The organism is Pedobacter fastidiosus (genome assembly GCF_014306625.1).
Taxonomy (GTDB): domain Bacteria; phylum Bacteroidota; class Bacteroidia; order Sphingobacteriales; family Sphingobacteriaceae; genus Pedobacter; species Pedobacter fastidiosus.
Window position 1 is genome coordinate 90,365 of sequence record NZ_JACRYL010000003.1, and the last position, 19,524, is coordinate 109,888.

At 32.3% G+C, this 19,524-nt stretch carries 18 protein-coding genes; 11 read left to right on the forward strand and 7 right to left on the reverse strand.

Annotation, left to right across the window (positions count from 1 at the left end):
* Window positions 1-170 precede the first annotated feature (170 nt).
* The 6 genes from bcp to H7U22_RS04080 all read left to right on the forward strand — a co-directional run bounded on the left by bcp (window position 171) and on the right by H7U22_RS04080 (window position 4,447).
* Complete coding sequence (gene bcp, locus H7U22_RS04055) at window positions 171-635, forward strand: thioredoxin-dependent thiol peroxidase (protein WP_187070066.1); 465 nt, start codon at window positions 171-173, stop codon at window positions 633-635.
* 57 nt (window positions 636-692) lie between these two features.
* Window positions 693-1,538, forward strand: a complete 846-nt coding sequence (locus tag H7U22_RS04060) for a transketolase (protein WP_187070067.1) — start codon at window positions 693-695, stop codon at window positions 1,536-1,538.
* A gap of 170 nt (window positions 1,539-1,708) precedes the next feature.
* A complete protein-coding gene (locus H7U22_RS04065; RefSeq protein WP_187070068.1) occupies window positions 1,709-2,665 on the forward strand; it encodes a transketolase family protein in 957 nt (318 codons plus the stop codon).
* A gap of 88 nt (window positions 2,666-2,753) precedes the next feature.
* Entirely contained in the window at window positions 2,754-3,314 is a 561-nt protein-coding gene (locus H7U22_RS04070) for an RNA polymerase sigma factor (protein WP_187070069.1), read from the forward strand.
* Between the two features lie 33 nt (window positions 3,315-3,347).
* Window positions 3,348-4,004 (forward strand): hypothetical protein, encoded by a 657-nt coding sequence (locus H7U22_RS04075; protein ID WP_187070070.1) that lies wholly within the window; start codon window positions 3,348-3,350, stop codon window positions 4,002-4,004.
* A gap of 5 nt (window positions 4,005-4,009) precedes the next feature.
* Window positions 4,010-4,447 carry a hypothetical protein gene (locus tag H7U22_RS04080; RefSeq protein ID WP_187070071.1) on the forward strand — a complete coding sequence of 146 codons (438 nt, stop codon included), beginning with the start codon at window positions 4,010-4,012 and terminating at the stop codon, window positions 4,445-4,447.
* A gap of 107 nt (window positions 4,448-4,554) precedes the next feature.
* On the opposite strand, the gene H7U22_RS04085 is transcribed toward H7U22_RS04080, so the two are convergent.
* The 7 genes from H7U22_RS04085 to H7U22_RS04115 all read right to left on the reverse strand — a co-directional run bounded on the left by H7U22_RS04085 (window position 4,555) and on the right by H7U22_RS04115 (window position 13,044).
* A complete protein-coding gene (locus H7U22_RS04085; protein WP_187070072.1) occupies window positions 4,555-7,191 on the reverse strand; it encodes a TonB-dependent receptor in 2,637 nt (878 codons plus the stop codon).
* The gene (locus H7U22_RS04090) at window positions 7,192-7,941 is read right to left on the reverse strand and encodes a GLPGLI family protein (protein ID WP_187070073.1); all 750 of its coding nucleotides are present in this window, start codon (window positions 7,939-7,941) and stop codon (window positions 7,192-7,194) included. It lies immediately after the preceding gene.
* Window positions 7,942-8,044: 103 nt separating this feature from the next.
* Window positions 8,045-8,788: a GLPGLI family protein gene (locus H7U22_RS04095; RefSeq protein ID WP_187070074.1), complete on the reverse strand. Its 744-nt coding sequence runs from the start codon at window positions 8,786-8,788 to the stop codon at window positions 8,045-8,047.
* Window positions 8,789-8,846: 58 nt separating this feature from the next.
* Window positions 8,847-9,203 carry a hypothetical protein gene (locus H7U22_RS04100; RefSeq protein WP_187070075.1) on the reverse strand — a complete coding sequence of 119 codons (357 nt, stop codon included), beginning with the start codon at window positions 9,201-9,203 and terminating at the stop codon, window positions 8,847-8,849.
* 147 nt (window positions 9,204-9,350) lie between these two features.
* Window positions 9,351-11,981 (reverse strand): peptidase associated/transthyretin-like domain-containing protein, encoded by a 2,631-nt coding sequence (locus tag H7U22_RS04105; RefSeq protein WP_187070076.1) that lies wholly within the window; start codon window positions 11,979-11,981, stop codon window positions 9,351-9,353.
* The gene (locus H7U22_RS04110) at window positions 11,981-12,745 is read right to left on the reverse strand and encodes a GLPGLI family protein (protein WP_187070077.1); all 765 of its coding nucleotides are present in this window, start codon (window positions 12,743-12,745) and stop codon (window positions 11,981-11,983) included. Before H7U22_RS04110 ends, H7U22_RS04105 begins: the two co-directional genes overlap by 1 nt.
* Window positions 12,746-12,813: 68 nt before the next feature.
* Entirely contained in the window at window positions 12,814-13,044 is a 231-nt protein-coding gene (locus H7U22_RS04115) for a hypothetical protein (RefSeq protein WP_187070078.1), read from the reverse strand.
* A 239-nt stretch (window positions 13,045-13,283) separates the two neighbouring features.
* Between H7U22_RS04115 and H7U22_RS04120 the strand changes: the two genes are divergently transcribed.
* The 5 genes from H7U22_RS04120 (at window position 13,284) to H7U22_RS04140 (ending at window position 19,354) form a co-directional block, all read left to right on the forward strand.
* On the forward strand, window positions 13,284-13,994 hold the full coding sequence (locus H7U22_RS04120) for a LytR/AlgR family response regulator transcription factor (RefSeq protein WP_187070079.1): 711 nt from the start codon (window positions 13,284-13,286) through the stop codon (window positions 13,992-13,994).
* 28 nt (window positions 13,995-14,022) lie between these two features.
* Window positions 14,023-15,222 carry an aspartate aminotransferase family protein gene (locus H7U22_RS04125; protein ID WP_187070080.1) on the forward strand — a complete coding sequence of 400 codons (1,200 nt, stop codon included), beginning with the start codon at window positions 14,023-14,025 and terminating at the stop codon, window positions 15,220-15,222.
* 142 nt (window positions 15,223-15,364) lie between these two features.
* Window positions 15,365-16,042 carry a response regulator transcription factor gene (locus H7U22_RS04130; RefSeq protein ID WP_187070081.1) on the forward strand — a complete coding sequence of 226 codons (678 nt, stop codon included), beginning with the start codon at window positions 15,365-15,367 and terminating at the stop codon, window positions 16,040-16,042.
* A gap of 39 nt (window positions 16,043-16,081) precedes the next feature.
* A complete protein-coding gene (locus H7U22_RS04135; protein WP_187070082.1) occupies window positions 16,082-17,386 on the forward strand; it encodes a sensor histidine kinase in 1,305 nt (434 codons plus the stop codon).
* A gap of 63 nt (window positions 17,387-17,449) precedes the next feature.
* Window positions 17,450-19,354, forward strand: coding sequence for a 7TM diverse intracellular signaling domain-containing protein (locus H7U22_RS04140; protein WP_187070083.1), 1,905 nt, complete (start codon window positions 17,450-17,452; stop codon window positions 19,352-19,354).
* Window positions 19,355-19,524: the final 170 nt, after the last annotated feature.

Genomic DNA, 19,524 nt, shown 5'->3' on the forward strand with positions numbered 1-19,524 from the left:
TAAAATGAAATACTGTACTTGCTTTCAAAAAATAATAAACAGTAATCACACATTTGACACAGGTTAAAGTCATATTTTATTAACTATCGAACACTATAATGGGTTAAACTGTTTAAATTGCAAAATCGATAGATTACAACTATTCATTTATTAAAAATTGAATCATATATATGGCAGAGTTAAAAGAAGGTGATCAGGCACCTGCAATAACATCGAAAGACCAAAACGGAAGTGAGGTTTCTTTAAACGATTATAAAGGCAAAACTGTAGTGCTTTATTTTTATCCAAAGGATGATACGCCAGGATGTACAGCTGAGGCTTGCGATTTTAGAGACAACTACCAAGGCTTAGTTGCTAAAGGGATTGCAGTATTGGGTGTGAGTGTTGATGATGAAAAATCGCACCAAAAATTTGTAACCAAACATAGTTTACCGTTTACATTGCTCGCGGATACGGATCAAAAAATCGTTAACGATTATGGTGTTTGGGCAGAAAAGAATATGTATGGTAAAAAATATATGGGAACAGTACGCACTACTTTCATTATTGATGGTGAAGGAAAAATTGCACACATTATTAAAAAAGTTGACACGAAAAACTCAACTCAACAAGTACTCGATTTAATCAATAACTAATTATGATATAGCGGGTAAAATATTACCTTTGCTATGTAACAACAACCTCTTATTTTAATGAAACATACAATTAAAGAGCTAGAAGATATCGCTTCGCAAATTAGACGAGATATCGTAAGAATGGTTCACGGATGTCAATCTGGCCACCCAGGTGGATCACTTGGCTGTGCCGATTTTTTTACCGCCTTATATTTTGAGGTTTTGAACCACAAAAAGGAATTCAGTATGGACGGCGTTGGCGAAGATTTATTCTTCCTATCTAACGGACACATTTCACCAGTTTGGTACAGTACACTTGCACACGCAGGTTATTTCGATAAAAGTGAATTGGCAACTTTCCGTAAGTTAAATTCCAGATTACAAGGACACCCGACTACTCACGAGCATTTACCAGGAATTCGTATTGCTTCTGGATCATTAGGTCAGGGTATGTCTGTTGCCATTGGTGCAGCATTAACCAAAAGATTAAATGGTGATAATTCTTATGTTTTTACATTACATGGTGATGGAGAATTACAGGAAGGACAAAATTGGGAAGCTGCAATGTTTGCGCCTTTTCATGAAATGGATCGTTTAATTTGCAGTGTTGATTACAATGGACAGCAAATTGATGGCCCAACCAAAAAAGTACTTTCTTTAGATAGCCTTCAAGCTAAATTTGAAGCTTTTGGATGGCATGTAATCAATACCGATGGTAACGATATGCAATCTATTGTTGAAGGCTTACATTATGCTAAAACTTTAACAGGAAAAGGTAAACCAATTTTAAATTTAATGAGTACTCAAATGGGTGCTGGTGTAGATTATATGATGGGTTCTCATAAATGGCACGGAACAGCGCCAAATGATGAGCAATTGGCATTAGCTTTGGCACAATTACCAGAAACTTTAGGGGATTACTAACCCCCTAGCCCCTGAAGGGGGAACTATTAGCAGGGTAAAAATATATTATCCAAATTCCTAACAAGGAATAAATCACATTTAATTTAATTAACAAATGAAGCCCCTTTAGGGGTTTGGGGTTATGAAAACCTGCGAAGCAAGCTTGAACTCCTTTAAAAAAATATAAGACCGTGAAAAAATACACATACACAGAAAAAAAAGATACACGTTCGGGTTTTGGTGCTGGTTTACATGAGGCAGGACAGAAAAACGAAAATGTAGTTGCCTTATGTGCTGATTTAGTTGGATCGCTTAAAATGGAGGCTTTTATTAAAGAATTCCCTGAGCGATTTACACAAGTTGGTATTGCAGAAGCAAACATGATTGGTATTGCTGCAGGTATGACCATTGGGGGCAAGATTCCTTTTACTGGAACTTTTGCAAACTTTTCTACTGGTCGCGTTTACGATCAGATTCGTCAATCTGTTGCTTATTCAAATAAAAATGTTAAAATCTGTGCATCTCACGCAGGCTTAACTTTAGGCGAAGATGGTGCAACGCACCAAATTTTAGAAGATATCGGTTTAATGAAAATGTTGCCAGGAATGGTAGTTATCAATCCTTGCGATTACAACCAAACCAAAGCGGCAACTTTAGCCATTGCTGAATACGAAGGCCCTGTTTACTTACGTTTCGGTCGCCCGGTAATTCCTGTATTTACAGATCCTGATCAAAAATTTGAGATTGGTAAAGCTTGGATGGTTAACGAAGGTACTGATGTAACAATTATTGCAACTGGCCACATGGTTTGGAAAGCAATAGAAGCTGGAGAGAAATTAGCAGAATTGGGCATCGATGCGGAAATTATAAATATCCACACGATTAAACCTTTGGACGATGAAGCCATCTTAAAATCAGTAAAGAAAACCGGATGTGTGGTAACTTGCGAAGAGCATAACAAATTTGGTGGCTTAGGCGAAAGCGTAGCACGTTTATTAACTACAGAATTGCCAACTCCACAAGAGTTTGTAGCCACTAATGATACTTTTGGCGAAAGCGGAACTCCTGATCAATTAATGGCTAAATATGGCTTAGATGCCGTTAACATTGTTGAAGCAGTTCAAAAAGTAATCGGTAGAAAAAAATAAATATTAAAGTTAACCACAAGGACACGAATAAACACTGGCCACAACAGCTTAGTGCAATTTGTGTCTTTGTGGTTTTTAATTGTTATAAATGAAACAAGTTGAAGATTCGGAAATTCTTGCAATGTTTGCCGTCGAGAAAACTCGGAACGAAGCCTTTAACCTGCTTTTAAAAAAATATCAGCAAAAAATTTACTGGCACATCCGTAGGTTAGTGCTTAACCACGATGATTGTGATGATTTGCTTCAGGAAGTGTTCGTTAAAGTTTGGAAAAACTTAGATAAATTTAGAAGTGATTCACAACTGTACACTTGGATTTATAGAATCGCGACGAATGAATCCATTACTTTTTTAAACAAGCAAAAACAGCGTAACAATACTCCATTGGATGAAGTTTCGTCAGAGCTTGCAGATAATCTTGTGGCTTCATCTTATTTTAATGGCGATAAGCTAGAGCTCAAACTTCAAAAAGCGATTCTTACCTTACCTGAAAAACAACGGATTATCTTCAATATGAAATATTTTGATGATATGAAATATGAAGAAATATCTGAAGTACTTGGAACGTCTGTTGGTGCTTTAAAAGCATCATTTCACATTGCGGCCAAAAAAATTGAAGCAATTATTACAAATGATGAAATAGACTATTAAACCTTTTGATCTTAATTGTATCATATATCTGTGATGAACGAAAATATAGAAAATAACGATTGGATTAACGAAGCTCCTGCCCTTGCGGCTTTGGGGAAACGTAACCCTTTCTCCGTTCCTGATGGATATTTCGAAAATTGTGATGAGGCTATTTTTTCTTCCATTTTTATTGATGGAATTAAGCAAAATACAAAAGACAATAGTTTTGAAGTTCCTCAAAATTATTTCGAAGAATTAACGGAACGCATTGAAACGCATGTAGCATTAAGTCAAATTGTTAAACCTGAAAATGCTTTTGCAGTTCCAGAAAATTATTTTGATACGCTACAAAACAAAATTGCCGCTAAAATTGCAGCAACTGAAGTTAAAAAAGAAGCAAAGATTATCCCTTTATGGAGAAAAAGCTTTGTTAAGTATGCAAGTGCCGCATGCTTTTTACTCATAGCCTCTTTTGGATTATATTTCTATCAGAATAACACTTTAACAGAAACACTTCCAGTATTATCGGCTGACGTTTCTACGGAACAAATGTTGTACGATATTGATGAAAGTACAATTATTGAGCACATCGAATCCCAAAATGTTAATTCATCGGTAACCAATGCCAAATCTGCGTCAGATACAGAAATGGAAAACTACATCCTGAACAACTACTCTTCGAGTGATTTAACTCAGGAATTAAACAATTAATTAATATGAAGAATTTATTTTTCGCCACTTTATTGTTTCTATTACCAACCATGCTTAGGGCTCAAAAACCAAGAGGAGAAGAAATAGAATCCCTTAAGATTGCCTACTTTACACAAAAGCTTGATTTATCACCAGATGAGGCAAAGATCTTTTGGCCAATTTATAATGAGATGCAACGCGAGCAAATGGCTTTGCGCAAAGAAAGGATGCAAAAAATGATCTCTTTTCGTAAGGTAACGGAAATTGATAATTTAACAGATGCACAGGTTCAAAGTTTAATAACCAGCGAACTTGATTTCAGACAGAGAGACCTTAATCTAGAAAAGAAATATTACAATAAGTTTAAATCTTCCTTGCCGATTAAAATAGTAGGAAAATATTTTAGAGCTCAAGAATCATTTAAGCGAGAGTTGCTTAATAGATACAAAGGCGGACCGAAATAATAAAAAAGACTTAGTTAGACGCTAAGTCTTTTTTTGTTTTGGTTGCCAATTAAAATAATTAATATACTAATAATCCCTAGTTTCCTAAGTTGTTCTTTTTTCATTTATTAGAACTGAAAGCTAACTTTAAACATAAACATTCTGCCTCTTAAAGTATAATCTGAATTAATGAATATATTATTAAGATAAGAATAACTACTGTAAGTTTTAGTGTTAAAAATATTCGAAATCGTAGCGGAGAAATCGAGCTTTGGCTTACTTATACTTTTCTGAAAAGAATAATCTGCAAAAAAATAAGTCAAACCTTTACCAGTTTTTGCGTTATTGTAATAATGTTCAATACTTAGATTCGTTTGAAAATCCTTTTCTAAAAAATATTTAAAATTGAAATCCTGCTTTAGAAGTTTGATCGGAGTAAAGTCAAAATCTTGCTCTAATATCTTGCTTGAGTTTTTATTTACCATCAGATCTAGTATATATTTAAGCGTTATATTTTCACCAACTTTTGACGTTAAGTTTGTTCCTAAACTATATGTTTTGCTAGTAAAACCAGCTAGAACATTCTGCTGTAATTGATTCATTTTAATCACATTATAAGCAAGTGATAAATCAAATGAGGTTTTTAGTCCTAAATAGTATTTATTAATATTCCAGCTAAAGGTTAAATCATTAGTCGGATTATTTTGTGCAATCGCTACTTTTGTGTTAAGCACTCCATCAAATATTGTACTCATTAATACATTCGTTACACTTTTTGAGTAATCCACAGTTAAATTTGAATACACGGCATTAATAATATTTTTATACCCAATATGATAGGATAAATTTTTAGTTATCGTTTCTTGTAAGGGTACGTTATTATTAATCAAACTCCTATAATCCATCAAGATATAAGATGCATTATATTCGTTATCAAAATTATTAGAAGTTGATAAATTAATATTTGTCTCCCAAAAAGTGCTTGGCTTATATAAGATACTAATATTTGGGTTTAAGTACCATCGGTTATCTTTTTGTTTTTTATCAATATTGCTATTTATTAAAGTATTTGAGCTTATTTTCATCCCTGTAGAAAAATTAAACCTTCCATGAGATAAATTTAAATTTGCATCATTATAAAACTTCAATCTATTTCGTTGAATCAGATTTTTAAAATTACCAATAACAGGATTGAATTCTCCATTTTCTTCAAGGCCCAAATTATTTTCAAGTGCTTGGGAAAGAAAAGTTATACCGAATTTATTCGCAAAAGAAAAGATACCCAACTTTTTAGTAAATGAGCCAAAGTTATTAGTGTAAAAGCTTCTGCGTTGGATGGTTTGAAATAATTTATCATATATTCTATCTGAATTTAAAATATCCTCATATGGGCCAGGAGTTATAGATAAGTTCTGAGGTAAATTAGTAAAGCTAGTAAAAGATGTAATTCCTATTAAATTATTTTCCAAATTAATAATAGAATTCAGATCATTTATCAAGTTGATAAATGGATTTATTAATTTTTGATTAATCCCCGATGATATTAAATCTTCGGCCTTACTGTAAACTCTTTGAAATTTTAATGAGTTTTTTAGATACACTTTATTGGTATTTGCTTGTACTGTCAAGCCAGCTAGGATCTTGGAATAACTACTTAAACCAATATGATTTTCGTTTATAATTATTGTATCTTCTGGCAAATAAATTTTTGTTACTGAATTAGCGGTGTCTGTTAATCTATCATTTTCATATGCGAGATTAACTTTTAAATCTAATAGCTTACTTAAGCCAAACAAATAATTGCTACTACCTAATAAGTTATTATTAAACCAAAATCTTGATTGATTAATTGGAGGCGTACTCGCTTTAACTAAATGCACCAAATCTTGCTTGATACTACCGCTTTCTGATAAACTAACAGAATAATTTTGCTCATTCAGTTCTTGATCTAAGTTTATTCCAATATTGTTATATTTCAATGAATTTATAAACTGTACATTTTTCTTAAATTTTAAGAGGGTCAGACCATTATCAGTAGAAAAAGGAGAAAAGCCTAACCCTAAATGTCCGTTGCCAAGTAAATGAAGCTTAGAATCTTTATTTAATTTAATATTGATTGCAGCACGATCGGATTGTTCCAGTCCTTTTAAAAGTTTAATTGGCTGATGGTTTTGTAAAAGCTGTACCTGATCAACAGCATCAACTGGCAAATTATTGCTTGCAATATTATATCGATCCTCCAACAAATCTTTACCCTCTATGTAAAACTTATTTATTGGTTTGTTATTAAATAGAATCTGTCCGTATTCTGTTACTTTTATCCCAGGGATCTTTTTTATCACATCTAAAATTACTCGATCACTTTTATCCGAGAATGATTTGGCATTGTAGCTTATCGTATCTCCATTTAATTGAATAGATTTTTGTCTCACAACAACATCTGGCAATATATTTACGGCTGTTTGAAGGGAAAAATTAATGATCTGATTTGGCTTATTAGAAAGAAATTTTGTAAGTTTTGCAAAACCAATGCAGTTAATTTCCAATCTCAAACTATCTGCACTACTTGGATAAGAAATTAAAAAATCTCCCTTTTCATTTGAAATAGAATAAGAAATTACTTCATCACTATTATTTTTAAATAAAATGATATTGGCATTTTCAACAAAATCATTTTGTCCACTCTTTATTTTACCTTTAATTATACTCTGCGAGTATGATACGAATGAGCAAAAAATGAAAACAATAAAAAGAATAGTTCTCAATTAGTTACTAGCTTTTTCAAAACTTCCCCCACCTGGAATTTTACCTGATTTAAGTAAGTTTTCGTTATTCACTTTTGCTCTATCAAATTGAGCTTTTGTAACCAAAGCGTATGGCCAAATAACAATTTCCTTATTATCTTTTCTACTGAAATTAGTTGAGATTAATTCAGCATCCCAACCTAAACTATTATTGGCTTTAACGATCAAACCGGGCAGACCGTTATAATAAAAAGGACCTTCTTGGAAAGGAATTTCTGGACAAAACCATACAGTACTTTTAATTTTCCCAATGGTGGCTTGCGCCTTAATGCACAATAATTTATTAATTACTTTTTTTTCATTCGTAATTATCCATTTTGTATTACCCAAACTATCTCTAACATAACCTAATCCCTGATCGCTAAAATATTCTGTTATTATTATTTTCTTGCTTAAATAATCCTTAATGGTATAAAACTTATATAGTGTAGTTTTAAAATCCTCCTTACTAGTTTCTACTGGTACATTTGATTCTTGAGCTTTTTTATATTTATCTTCAAATGCATTCATCATTTCCACAAAACCATAGCTATAAAAGAAACTATTTTTTTTTGTAATGTCTAGTTGGCAAACATCGTCGATAATTACATCTTTATCTACAGTACATTTCACTTTATATTTTACACTCGCAATAATTATCGTATTTTTTTGAGCATTTATTATATTGCAAATTGATATTAATGGAAATAGTAGAATTAGAATTTTTTTCATGATTATGTTTTAAATAATTTGGAGATTTTAAAATTCTCCCAATCATGTAATAGTTGCTCAATAGGCTTAAAACATTGATAGAATTTTTAAACAACTAAATTCTCTAATTTTTGCTTTTTTCAAGCTTGTCGCCATTTGACTGAATCCCTTCCTTGAAATCCGCATTCTCATTTTGTTTAGCCTTTTTTATTTTCTCTTCGGTTACTAAAATGTAATCGTTACCGAAGTTTTTAGAATTGTTATTTGTCGTATTATAAATAGATAAAACAGTTGCATTCCAACCCATTGTGCTACTTGCCTGCAGAATTAGCCCAGGTAATCCGTAGAAATAAAAGGGCCCTTCGCTTATTGGTATATCCTTACAAAACCAAGCAGTTATCAAACTTGTGTCCTTCTTCATATGTGCTTTATAACACACGTAGCTTCCAATCATTTTTTTTTGATTGGTTATATTCCATCTTTTTGTGGAGAGACTATCCTTAATATAGCCCAATCTCTGATCGCCGATTTCTTCAACAACAATTGCCTTTTTCAAAGTATATTTTTTTATAATTTGAAATGGGTACAAGTTCGATTTTAATTCCTTTTGAGTAAGATCTATATTACCGCCGCCAGATGCAATTATATTCTGCAATTTTGCATCAATGACTCTGTGGTTTTCAACAGAACCATAACTATAAAAATAGCTTTCATTTTTAGTTAGATATAATTCACAAATATCATCAACAATCTTTTTATTATTTTTTATAAATGTTACTTGGTATTTAATTGTTGTTTTTGGTTTCGGTGTTTGTGCATTTGTATAAAATGCAATTAATATGAGCCATAGGGTAAGTGTTTTTTTCATTTTTGTTTCTCTTGAATACTGCAAGGATATATTCGTTATTTCCTTGCAGTATATGTATTTAAGGTTGAAATATTAATTCCGGTTCAGATACCAATTCTAATGATTCACGCTCATTAGTTTCATCTAGTCGATATTCAATAAAGTTAGTTATCTGAGTCTTTGCAGTACCGCATGCTTTATTTGATTTATCTATTAAGGCATTTAACCGACCTGCGACACTAAAGGGATTATTAGTGTTGATTACAAAATTCCATTTCACTCCACAATCGCTTACATAACTTCCAGTTATTCTTAAAAGCTCAAATTTTTTATTAGTCGCTAACTTTGGAATAGTCTTAATTCCGTCGTTTGCTACACTAGCAAACGCACTTACACTCACGAAGCACATCATTGCAATAAATAATAGTTTTTTCATTGTTTTTTGTTTAAGGTTTATATTTAATTAATTACCTCAAACCTATGCTGTAAAAAACTAAAGTAAAAATTTCTGCACCAACAACCATCGAAACGACATGAACAACAAACGAGGCGACATGAACGACATAATTTCACTTTTGAAATTCTATTTAATCGACATAGAAACATTAAAAATAATATAGCGCCCAAGAATAGATGAAGAGTAATTAGAGGATGAAACCTCATTAATATTCACATTGGTAAAGGCTTTAATGTTTGCTAAGTTTTTTCCTTGCAGGCTATATTTAAAACTTCCCTTAATTGGATTAAATTGTAATTCCGTATTAATTAGACTAAAATTTTGGTTATTCATTCTATATATACTGTAGGAAGAAAAATTGAAAATTTTAGGGCTAATCTTGAATCGATACTCGAATATATATTTGTAAGCATTGCTTTTTGCTACCAAAGCTTCTTCACTATTTGTTTTATTCAACAGCAATTCGGTACCGATTCCAAAATTGATTGGCAAACCAAAACCAGTATTAATTTTTGTATTAATCGAATGATTTATTGAAGTGTATTTTTTTGCATCATCGCCAAACTTACTATAATAATTTGATACAGATGGGGCATAATTTGCTGATATACTAATAGCCAAAAAGGGAATAAATTTTTTATTATTAATATTTGCGTTAAAAGTTTTAATGCCTTTGTAGGGTTGCTTCTCAGAATAGTTTAATGTGTTATCAAAAAAGTTTGTGTACAAAAACCCATACCTACTATAACTTCCATTTACTGAAATATTAAAGTTGAAATAGCAATTGGCAAAATCATTGTATCCATAATTCAAGCTAACAGAATGATTTTTGTAATTATAAAAATTTGTTAAACCACTGTTAAAATTTCGGATATCTGTTAAAATGTAATTTTTATAATATTCAATAGGTTGAGGATTATTATTCCTATAATTATAATTTAAAGATAGGTTCTGAACTTGGTTAAGTTTGTACGCAAAAACAATATTAGGCTCAAGTATTAAATATGTACTATCCTTGCCCATATTTTTTAAAAGTTGTATGGTAGATTTTAATTGAGCTGTAACTTTAACCGTTTGATTGTCATACACATATTTTGAGGTTAAATAAGTTTGGTTCATTTTAAACAGATTATTATTAACATAATCTTGCCCTACTGAAGTGTTATTGGCATCGAGCAAATTTGAGTTCACTTTGAACTGATTTATTTCATTTCCGATATTGAAATACAAAAAACTTGTATGATATCGTTTCAATACTTCAGCATCGATTTTGAATTTAAAGTTTTGATTATTTACTTCCTGCGAAAGATAAGTTGAACCATGAAAAATTGGTATATCACTATATAGGTTTGAACTTACATTATAACTTTGGTTTACATCATCTGCAAGAATCTTTGCCGAGAATAGGTAAGCCGTTCGCGTATTTGCCTTAACGGTGTACTTTAATTGTCCATTAAATGTTCGATTTAAATCCTGTTGGTTTTGTAAAATGCTATCCCCAATGATATTGTTGTAAATCGAAAATGCCGAACTGTTAAAGCTTTTGGGTTCTTGCTTATAAGTAACCTTTGCCCAAAAGCGAGCATTCTTTTTCACTAAGTAATCTGTACTGAAATCTGCTTTTAGGGTTTTATTTAAACTCTGTCTGTGATCATTATCTTCAGTATAAATTGCGTTTGGTGGAAAGTAGGTATTTTGCAATGAGGTTTTCCCGTTCAACCTACTCCATAAATAAAAAAGTGAATAGTTAATTTTTAACCGATCACTCAGTCTTGTTATGGCATTTAAACTTCCTTGTGTAGTATTGTTAATGGTATAAAGTTTATCATCGAATGGATTATAAGTACCTATTTCATGTCGAATAATTTGATTGTTACCTGTAAGCTTTCGATTTTCATCAGCCAAATCTAAAATATTACTGTTCGATTCGCTATTTAAGTTATTATGATTTGCAAAAGCAAAGGCTTTGGTTTTATCGATAAATGAAATTAGATTGGTAGACAGCTGGCGTCTATCATTGGTACCTAAACCACCATCTACACTTCCAATAATTTTACGGGCCTTTTTATTTTTTACTTTTAGATTTAAAACAATATCATCACTGTTAATAATACCTTTAAGTAAATCATCTTCTACATAATGATCTAAAGCTTGTACTTCTTCAATAAATTCAGGTTTAAGGTTTTTAGTAATGGCTTTGTAGCCCTCACCTGTTAAATCATCACCTTCTAATAAAACCTTACTAATTCTTTTCCCCTTAAAAAATATAGTTCCGTCTTTGTTTATCTCCATGCCAGGCATTTTCTTAATAACGCTTTCTAGGTTCCTATCTTCAGGGCTTGTAAACCTAAGAACATTATATTTTGTAGTATCATTATTTACCTCTACTGCTGGTGGCGCTTTTATATAAATTTCATCAAGTTGGTTTTTATCTTCAACCAAATTGAAGTTATATTTATATTCCTTACCAACTAAAGCAATTCTACCAACAATTGATGTATCTCTTTTATAACCAATGTATGAGGCAATTAACAAATACTTATCTGATAGATCTAATGCTCCAGAAATTATATAATTACCATTTTCGTCGGTGAAACCGTAAAAAAGCAAATCATCGCTATATGTTTTTAATTGTATTGATGCAGATGGCAGATATTGATTACCTGAATTTACCTTTCCGCTAATTTTTACCGTTTGAGCAAAAGAAAAACTATGGACTAGGAGAAATAAGATAAATAAAATAAGTGCCCTAAGCATTAAAATTTTTCTTGTTTTGTTGGCAAAATAACCGTAGGAGATGGGTATGTACCTTCTTTGCCAGTTTGAATAACCCTAGCCATCTTTTGATATGCCAAAATTTTCTTATTTAACAATAAAGTGTATTCCTTATGTGTAATTGGCGTATCTTTCAAATAACTTAATGGTACTGTAAGAATATTTTTGTCTATTTTTGTTTTTAGATCAATACCAGTTAGTTCATAGGTGAAAATTCTTTTTTCATCATTGATTTTAATAATAAGGCCTGGCAAACCGCAAAATTTCCAGGGACCATTTTGTATTGGAATATCGTTTGTGAACCAAGCCTCATATTGCCTACCCCTGAAATCTACTCGGGCTTTTGTACAATTGAAATTTAATATTTTCTTTTTTTCCTTTGTGATTACCCACTTAAAATTGAGCAAAGTATCTTCAATTAGTCGAGTTTTCAAACCAACATAATCTGACAATAATAAAGTTTTCATTTTGAAATTTTTAAAAATGAAGATAGGCCGGCCTTTCACAATTTCAATTATCGTATTATCATCCAAATTCTGAGGAGATATATTTTTCTCAATGCCAATTTGTAAGGACTTATTATCGGTTATATACAAAATTGAATTCGTGATATTGGTTGTATTTGTTACAGGATCTACTACAATAAACTTATAATTAATTGTACCTGACAATTGCGCAAACAAACTTGTTGAAAAGAAAATTAATGATAAACTTATCTTTATTATTTTGTTTTTTGTTGAATTCATATATTTAAATTAAAAATATTTCATTGAACAACACTTTTTCAGTATGAACTGAAAAAGTGTTGAAAGGATTATTCTTGACACTCAGCCTGTAATTCTCTTGCACTTGCCATTGCCTCTGAACAGGTATCCCCATAAGCAACATAGCTACAAATATGTTTTCCACTTGAATCATATTGCATTATTGTTGCTCTACACAGAAAAAAACTATTTTCAGTGTTACCTACTATGACCATAAAATTGTTTGCAAACGCACCTACACTCATTAAGCACATCATTGCAATAAATAATAATTTTTTCATTGTTTTTTGTTTAAGGTTTATATTTAATTAATTACCTCAAACCTATGTTCTAAAAAACCAAAATAATATTTTTTGCATCAACAACCATCGAAACGACATGAACGACAAACGAGGCGACATGAACGACATATTTTGCCTAAAAAATTATTCTTTTGTTTAAATTAAACTAATTACATAGTTTTGTTACAATCATTCCTTAATTACTACATCCAAGTTTTAAACTCATTAAGGAATAACACATGTACACCTGCATCGCCATTGATGATGAATTTTCTGCATTAGAATTATTAACTGATTATATTGCAGATGATCCTGATCTTAAGTTGATAAAAACTTATATAAATCCAATTGTTGCACTCTCAGAAATTACTAAGCGTTCAAAACCGGTAGACATTATTTTCCTAGACATTGAAATGGCAGAAATAAATGGTTTAGAATTGGCAAAATTAATAAGGCATCGAACAAAAAAACTCATTTTTACTACCGCACATGCTAATTACGCTTCTAATTCTTATGAGTTAGAAGCCGATGATTTTTTGTTAAAGCCCATACTTCAGTCAAGGTTTACGAAGAGTACTGAAAAATTATTTTTGGAGTCAAAGCTGAACATTCAACCTAATATTCTTGAATTTATTATTGTAAAAAGTGTAGAGCAACGTAACCAATTTATCAAAATAAAAGTGGCAGATATAGTATCAATCGAAGCCCAAGAAAGAGCTACTAAAATTACCACAGAAACAGAAACCATATTCTCCAATTCAAGCCTATCAGAAATATTGATATCATTAAAAAATGTAAATGGCTTTTCGCAAATTCATCGATCATTTATTGTAGCTGAAAATAGAGTAAAACTAGTTGAGCGCACATACGTAATTTTAAATAACGGTTTAAAAATTGCGATAGGTAGAAGGTACTCGAAATTTTATCAAAAAATGGCGAATAAAAACTAAAATAAACACCATTTCCGTATTTTTGTGCATGCTTACACAACGTCAGTTGTTTTTACAACATAATGCGCAAACTTCCCCAGAGCCACTTTTACTAGAATTTGTAAGAGCTAAAGGAATCTACATTTACGATTCTCATGATAAAAAACACATCGATCTTATTGCGGGCATAGGCGTGAGCAATGTTGGCCACTGTCATCCAGCGGTAGTTAAAGCCATACAAGAACAAGCCGAAACCTACATGCATTTAATGGTTTATGGCGAATATGTGCAAAGCCCGCAGGTAAATTTTGCGAAGGCATTGGCCGATATTTTACCAGAAAGTTTAAGCTGTACTTACTTTTTAAATTCGGGAACCGAAGCTGTAGAAGGTGCCATGAAGTTGGCTAAACGCTACACGGGCAGGAAAGGTTTTATTGCTTGCAAAAATGCCTATCACGGCAGTACGCATGGTGCAGAAAGTTTAATGGAAAGCGAATTCTATTCAGCAGGTTACGGTCCTTTTTTACCTCATGTTTATTTTATTGAACATAATAAATTAGCCGATTTAGATAAAATTACCAACGAAATCGCTGCTGTTTTCATCGAACCCATACAAGGTGAGGCTGGAATTAGAGTGGCTGATTTAGCTTATATGCAATCATTAAGAGCAAAGTGTAACGAAACTGGAACGTTGCTTATTTTTGATGAAATTCAATCAGGTATCGGTAGAAGTGGAAAAATGTTCGCCTTCGAACATTACAATATTGTACCTGATGTTTTGCTTTTAGCTAAAGGAATGGGTGGTGGAATGCCAATCGGTGCTTTCATCAGTTCGTTCGAAATTATGTCAGTTTTATCACATACGCCAATATTGGGCCACATGACAACTTTCGGCGGTCACCCTGTATGCTGCGCAGCTGGTTTGGCAACTTTAAGAACAATAATTGATCAAAAAATAGTTGTAGAGGTTGAAGAAAAAGGATTGCTCTTTAAAAAGCTGTTGCAACATCCAGCAATTAAAGAAATTAGAGGCAAGGGTTTAATGTTGGCAGTAGAATTCGAGAGCTTTGAAATAAATAAAAAAATTATTGATGCCTGTATTTTAGATGGTCTTTTATCAGATTGGTTTCTGCACTGTAGTAATTCCATGCGCATTGCTCCTCCTTTAATTATTACCAAAGAAGAAATAGAAGAAGCTTGTTCAATCATCTTAAAAAATATTAACTTCGTTGTTGAGCGGAAAGACTAAAGCTAAAAGACTAAAGTAGAAAAACTAAAGACTGAAGCTAAAGACCAAAAGCTTAGTCTAAAGTTTAAAAGGGGAAATTTTGTGACTTTTGTTGTTTTTTGCGCTCGATCTTGATACTTGCTACTAAATACTTGCCACTAAAATGAATGTACTAATCGTTGAGGATGAAAAAAGCCTAGCATTGGAAATGGATGAATTCTTAAGCAATGAGGGTTTTATAGTTGAACATGCCTGGAAAAAATCATCAGCAGAGGAAAAGATTTTTGTAAACAATTATGATTTTATTTTACTCGATTTAGGATTGCCTGATGGGGATGGTTTTGAAGTTTTGAAGCAACTCAAAACCATGAAAGATCGTGATGATGCAGTAATTATTTTAACAGCCAGAAGCGCTGTTGATGATCGCATAAAAGGTTTGGATGAAGGTGCGGATGATTATTTACCTAAGCCATTTTCTTTAAATGAGCTTTTGGCTAGAATGCATGCCATTACCAGAAGAAAACACAAGCTAGAAAAAAACGAAATCAACATTCACGATTTCTTATTAAATATTCAAAACAGAACAGTTTCTTTTGGTGAGGAACGGTTAAACTTAACCAAAAAAGAATTTGAAATTTTCAATTATTTGGTGTTGAACAAAAATCGTGTCGTTTCAAGAATGAGCTTAACAGAGCATGTTTGGGGCGATATTTTGGAAGTAAATTCAGACTCTAATTTCGTTGATGTTCACGTTAAAAACCTGAGAAAAAAATTAACTGCAATTACTCCAATTGATTGGTTCGAAACCGTTAGAAGTATCGGATACAGAATTAATTGCTAGTTAGTTTGGATATTTCAAATGAACTATTGATCAATAAAAATGAAGTTACAGGTTAAGTTTTCCTTATACAATGCCATCACCAAAATTGCCATTATCTTGGTATTGGGTGCTATCATTTTATTTTCTCTGGATAGATTAGCCTATAATCAATTGGATAACAGGCTTTTAAAAAAGAAAAGCAAAATCATCGAACACCTCAATGATGATGAAATTGATAGTCTTTTAAACAACCAGCAATCCTTTACAGATTACAATATCTTAAAGGAAGAATTTATAGTTTTAACCGATATTCCCGATAACCAAAAGGATTCCATAGCAAAAATATATTCAGAAAAGAGAGAAATTGAAGGCGATGTTGAGGTTTATCGAATTTTGAATTATAAGTTTTTGTACCACACCAATTGGTACAATTTAGAAATCGGCGAAACCATGACCGCTTTGCAGTCTATCAAGAATATAATCCGATTTTACATGCTGATTGTTCTTGTGGCTGCCTTATTAATTACTTTAATTACGGATTATGCTTTTTCAAACTTTTTGCTCAAACCTTTCTATTTAATTATAGATAAGAAGATTAATCGGGTTGATGACCCTACACATTATAATTACGAAAATATCCCCACCAATACCGATGATTTTAAGATTCTGGATAACAGTATAAATTCACTTATGCGGAAAATAAACACCCTTTTCGCATTAGAAAAGCAGTTTATTGCCAATGTTTCTCACGAGTTGCTTACGCCCATTTCGATTTTAAGCACACGTTTCGAAAACATGTTGAATACGCCAGAAATTCCAGTTGAGCATGAGAACAAAATTTATGCTTCATTAAAAACATTGAATCGTTTAAAGGTGATTATTAACAGTTTATTGCTGATCTCCAAAGTAGAAAATAATCAATATTTAAAAACTGAAGAAATTAATTTGAAGCAGGAATTAATTGATATTTACGAAGATCTTGAAGATCGTATTGCAGATAAAAACATCAACTATACACTCCATCTCGAAGATGATTTCAACTTTACCGGAAATAAAGCACTCATTCATACCTTACTAATGAACATCATCAACAATGCGATAAAATACAACGTTGAAGGTGGTAATTTATTTATCGCTGGGAAAAGGAATCAACAACAATATGTTTTAATCATCAGCGATACCGGTTCTGGAATGAGTAAAGCGCTTGTTGAAGATGCTTTTGATCGCTTTAAGCGAGGCAATACGGATGAAAGCGGTTTCGGTTTAGGCTTGGCCATTGTACAGAGTATCGCGAAATTTCACAAGATTGATGTCGAGATTAAATCAGAAGAAGGAAAAGGCACCAGTATTTCATTAATTTTTTAAAATGAGATTGTGCTGATTACGTTATAGATAGCGGATAAATACAATTTTGTACCTTTGCTGTCGATGCCGATTCCATCCTATTTTAAAAATGCATTTCTTTATACTATTGTAATCTTCGGATTTACAATTTCAGGCTTAAAGGCACAACAAATTGTTGAAGTGCAAGATTCTGTTCCCCAACATATTTTTACTTTTAAACAAATTGAGGTTGTTGAAGATGCAAATGGCAAACTTTCTTTTGATGAGGTTAAAAGCGAAAAATTTGAGAAACAATTTAAGGCAAGCTTAACGAGTACACCTCAAACTAAAGAACTTAATAAAACCTATTGGTTTCGGATAAAAATCAAGAAAAATGATTTGGCGAAAAAACCTTTTATTTTAGAGTTTTTTGATCAAACCATTGATCACATTACCGCTTACATTCCTCAAAGCGACAACAGGTTTAAAGTAGAAGAACTTGGTGATGCAAACGAATTTAACAAGCGTTTAATTCATCACAAAAACTTTGAAATTCCAATTGAGAATAAGGGAAATGAAATACAAACCTATTATTTCAAAATAAAATCCTCACAGATTTCTGATGTGATCATTGTGCTCAGAACTGCCGAATGGTTTATTTCTTATGCATTAGATGAATATTTCTACTTCGGCATTTTTTATGGAATGATCCTCGTTTTCAGTTTTTATAACCTGATTATGTTCATCGCCATTAGGCAAAAGCAATACCTATATTATGTACTTTATAATTTAAGTGTTGGCTTTTTTGAGATGAGTACCGATGGAATTGCTTATCAGTACTTATGGCCAAATGCGCCCGCTTGGAATCAAGTTGCCTATGCTTTTGCACTCTGTGCTACGAGTGTATTCGCGCTCCTTTTTACCAGAGAATTGCTTTTCGTAAAGGCTAAAGCACCGAAATTAAATAGACTCATCCTTGGAGTAATTGCTTTTAGATTGGCATTTTTCGTGTATTGCTATTTATTTGATCAGACTTTATTCAGTTATAAATTTATTGAGGCTGTGCCCCTTTCGGTTGCTTTCTTTACAGGGATTTACATTTATAAAAATGGCTATCAGCCCGCACGTTTCTTCGTTTTGGGCTACAGTTTCTTATTTGCCGGCTTTACACTCAAGTTTTTGATTATGCTCGGCATTGGCTGGTTAAACTTTGGCGCAGTTAGTTATTACAGCTTGAGCTTTTGTTTCGTGCTAGAAATGGTTTTCCTATCCTTTGCTATCGGAGATAAGGTTCGGATTTTGAAAATGAAAAAGGATAAAGCTCAGCAAAAAATCATCAGGCAGATGGCTGTTAATGCTAAGCTAAAAGATACATTAAACCTCGAATTAGAAAGTAAGGTTGAGGAACGCACGCGTGAGGTTTACCACAAATCTTTGATCATCGAAAGTAAAAACCAAGCATTAGAAGAGGTAAACTTGCTCTTACAACAACAGGCAGAAGAAATATCTAGGATGAATGTTTTGTTGGAACATGATAATATTGAACTCCAAACTAATGTAGAAAAAGTTACCCGCGATCGTGTAATGAATACCGAGGTTGATTTTGAGGAGTTTAGTAAAATTTATCCCGATAAGGAAAGTTGCTATGAGTTTTTAGCCGAACTGAAATGGGCAAACGGTTATCACTGTAAAAAGTGCAGTAACGATCATTACTTTAATGGGCATATTTTACATAGCCGTAGATGCAGTAAATGTGGTTACGAAGAGTCGGTTACAACCTATACCATTTTTCATAATATGCGGATTCCGATTAATAAAGCCTTCTATATGATTTTTCTAATCTATTCATCAAAAGGAAAAATATCATCGCATAAATTATCTGAGCTTTTATCGATTAGGCAAAGCACCTGTTGGACCTTTGGTGCCCGCATAAAAAAGGTAATGGAAGACAGGAAGAAAACACTAAAAAAATCAGCAAAAAATGGCTGGAGCCAGCTTGTAATTGAATAAAATAGTCTCATTTCTTCGTCACAAATGCGTTATCGAAAACATTTTTTTGATTAAAAACGATAGGTATCCAAGCGTATCAATTCGCTTCCGCTTGGCTCAATCATTAGATAGCTTAAACGCTGATAATCAAGCTGAAACTATAGAAAATAGTTACGGTATTAAAGCGTATC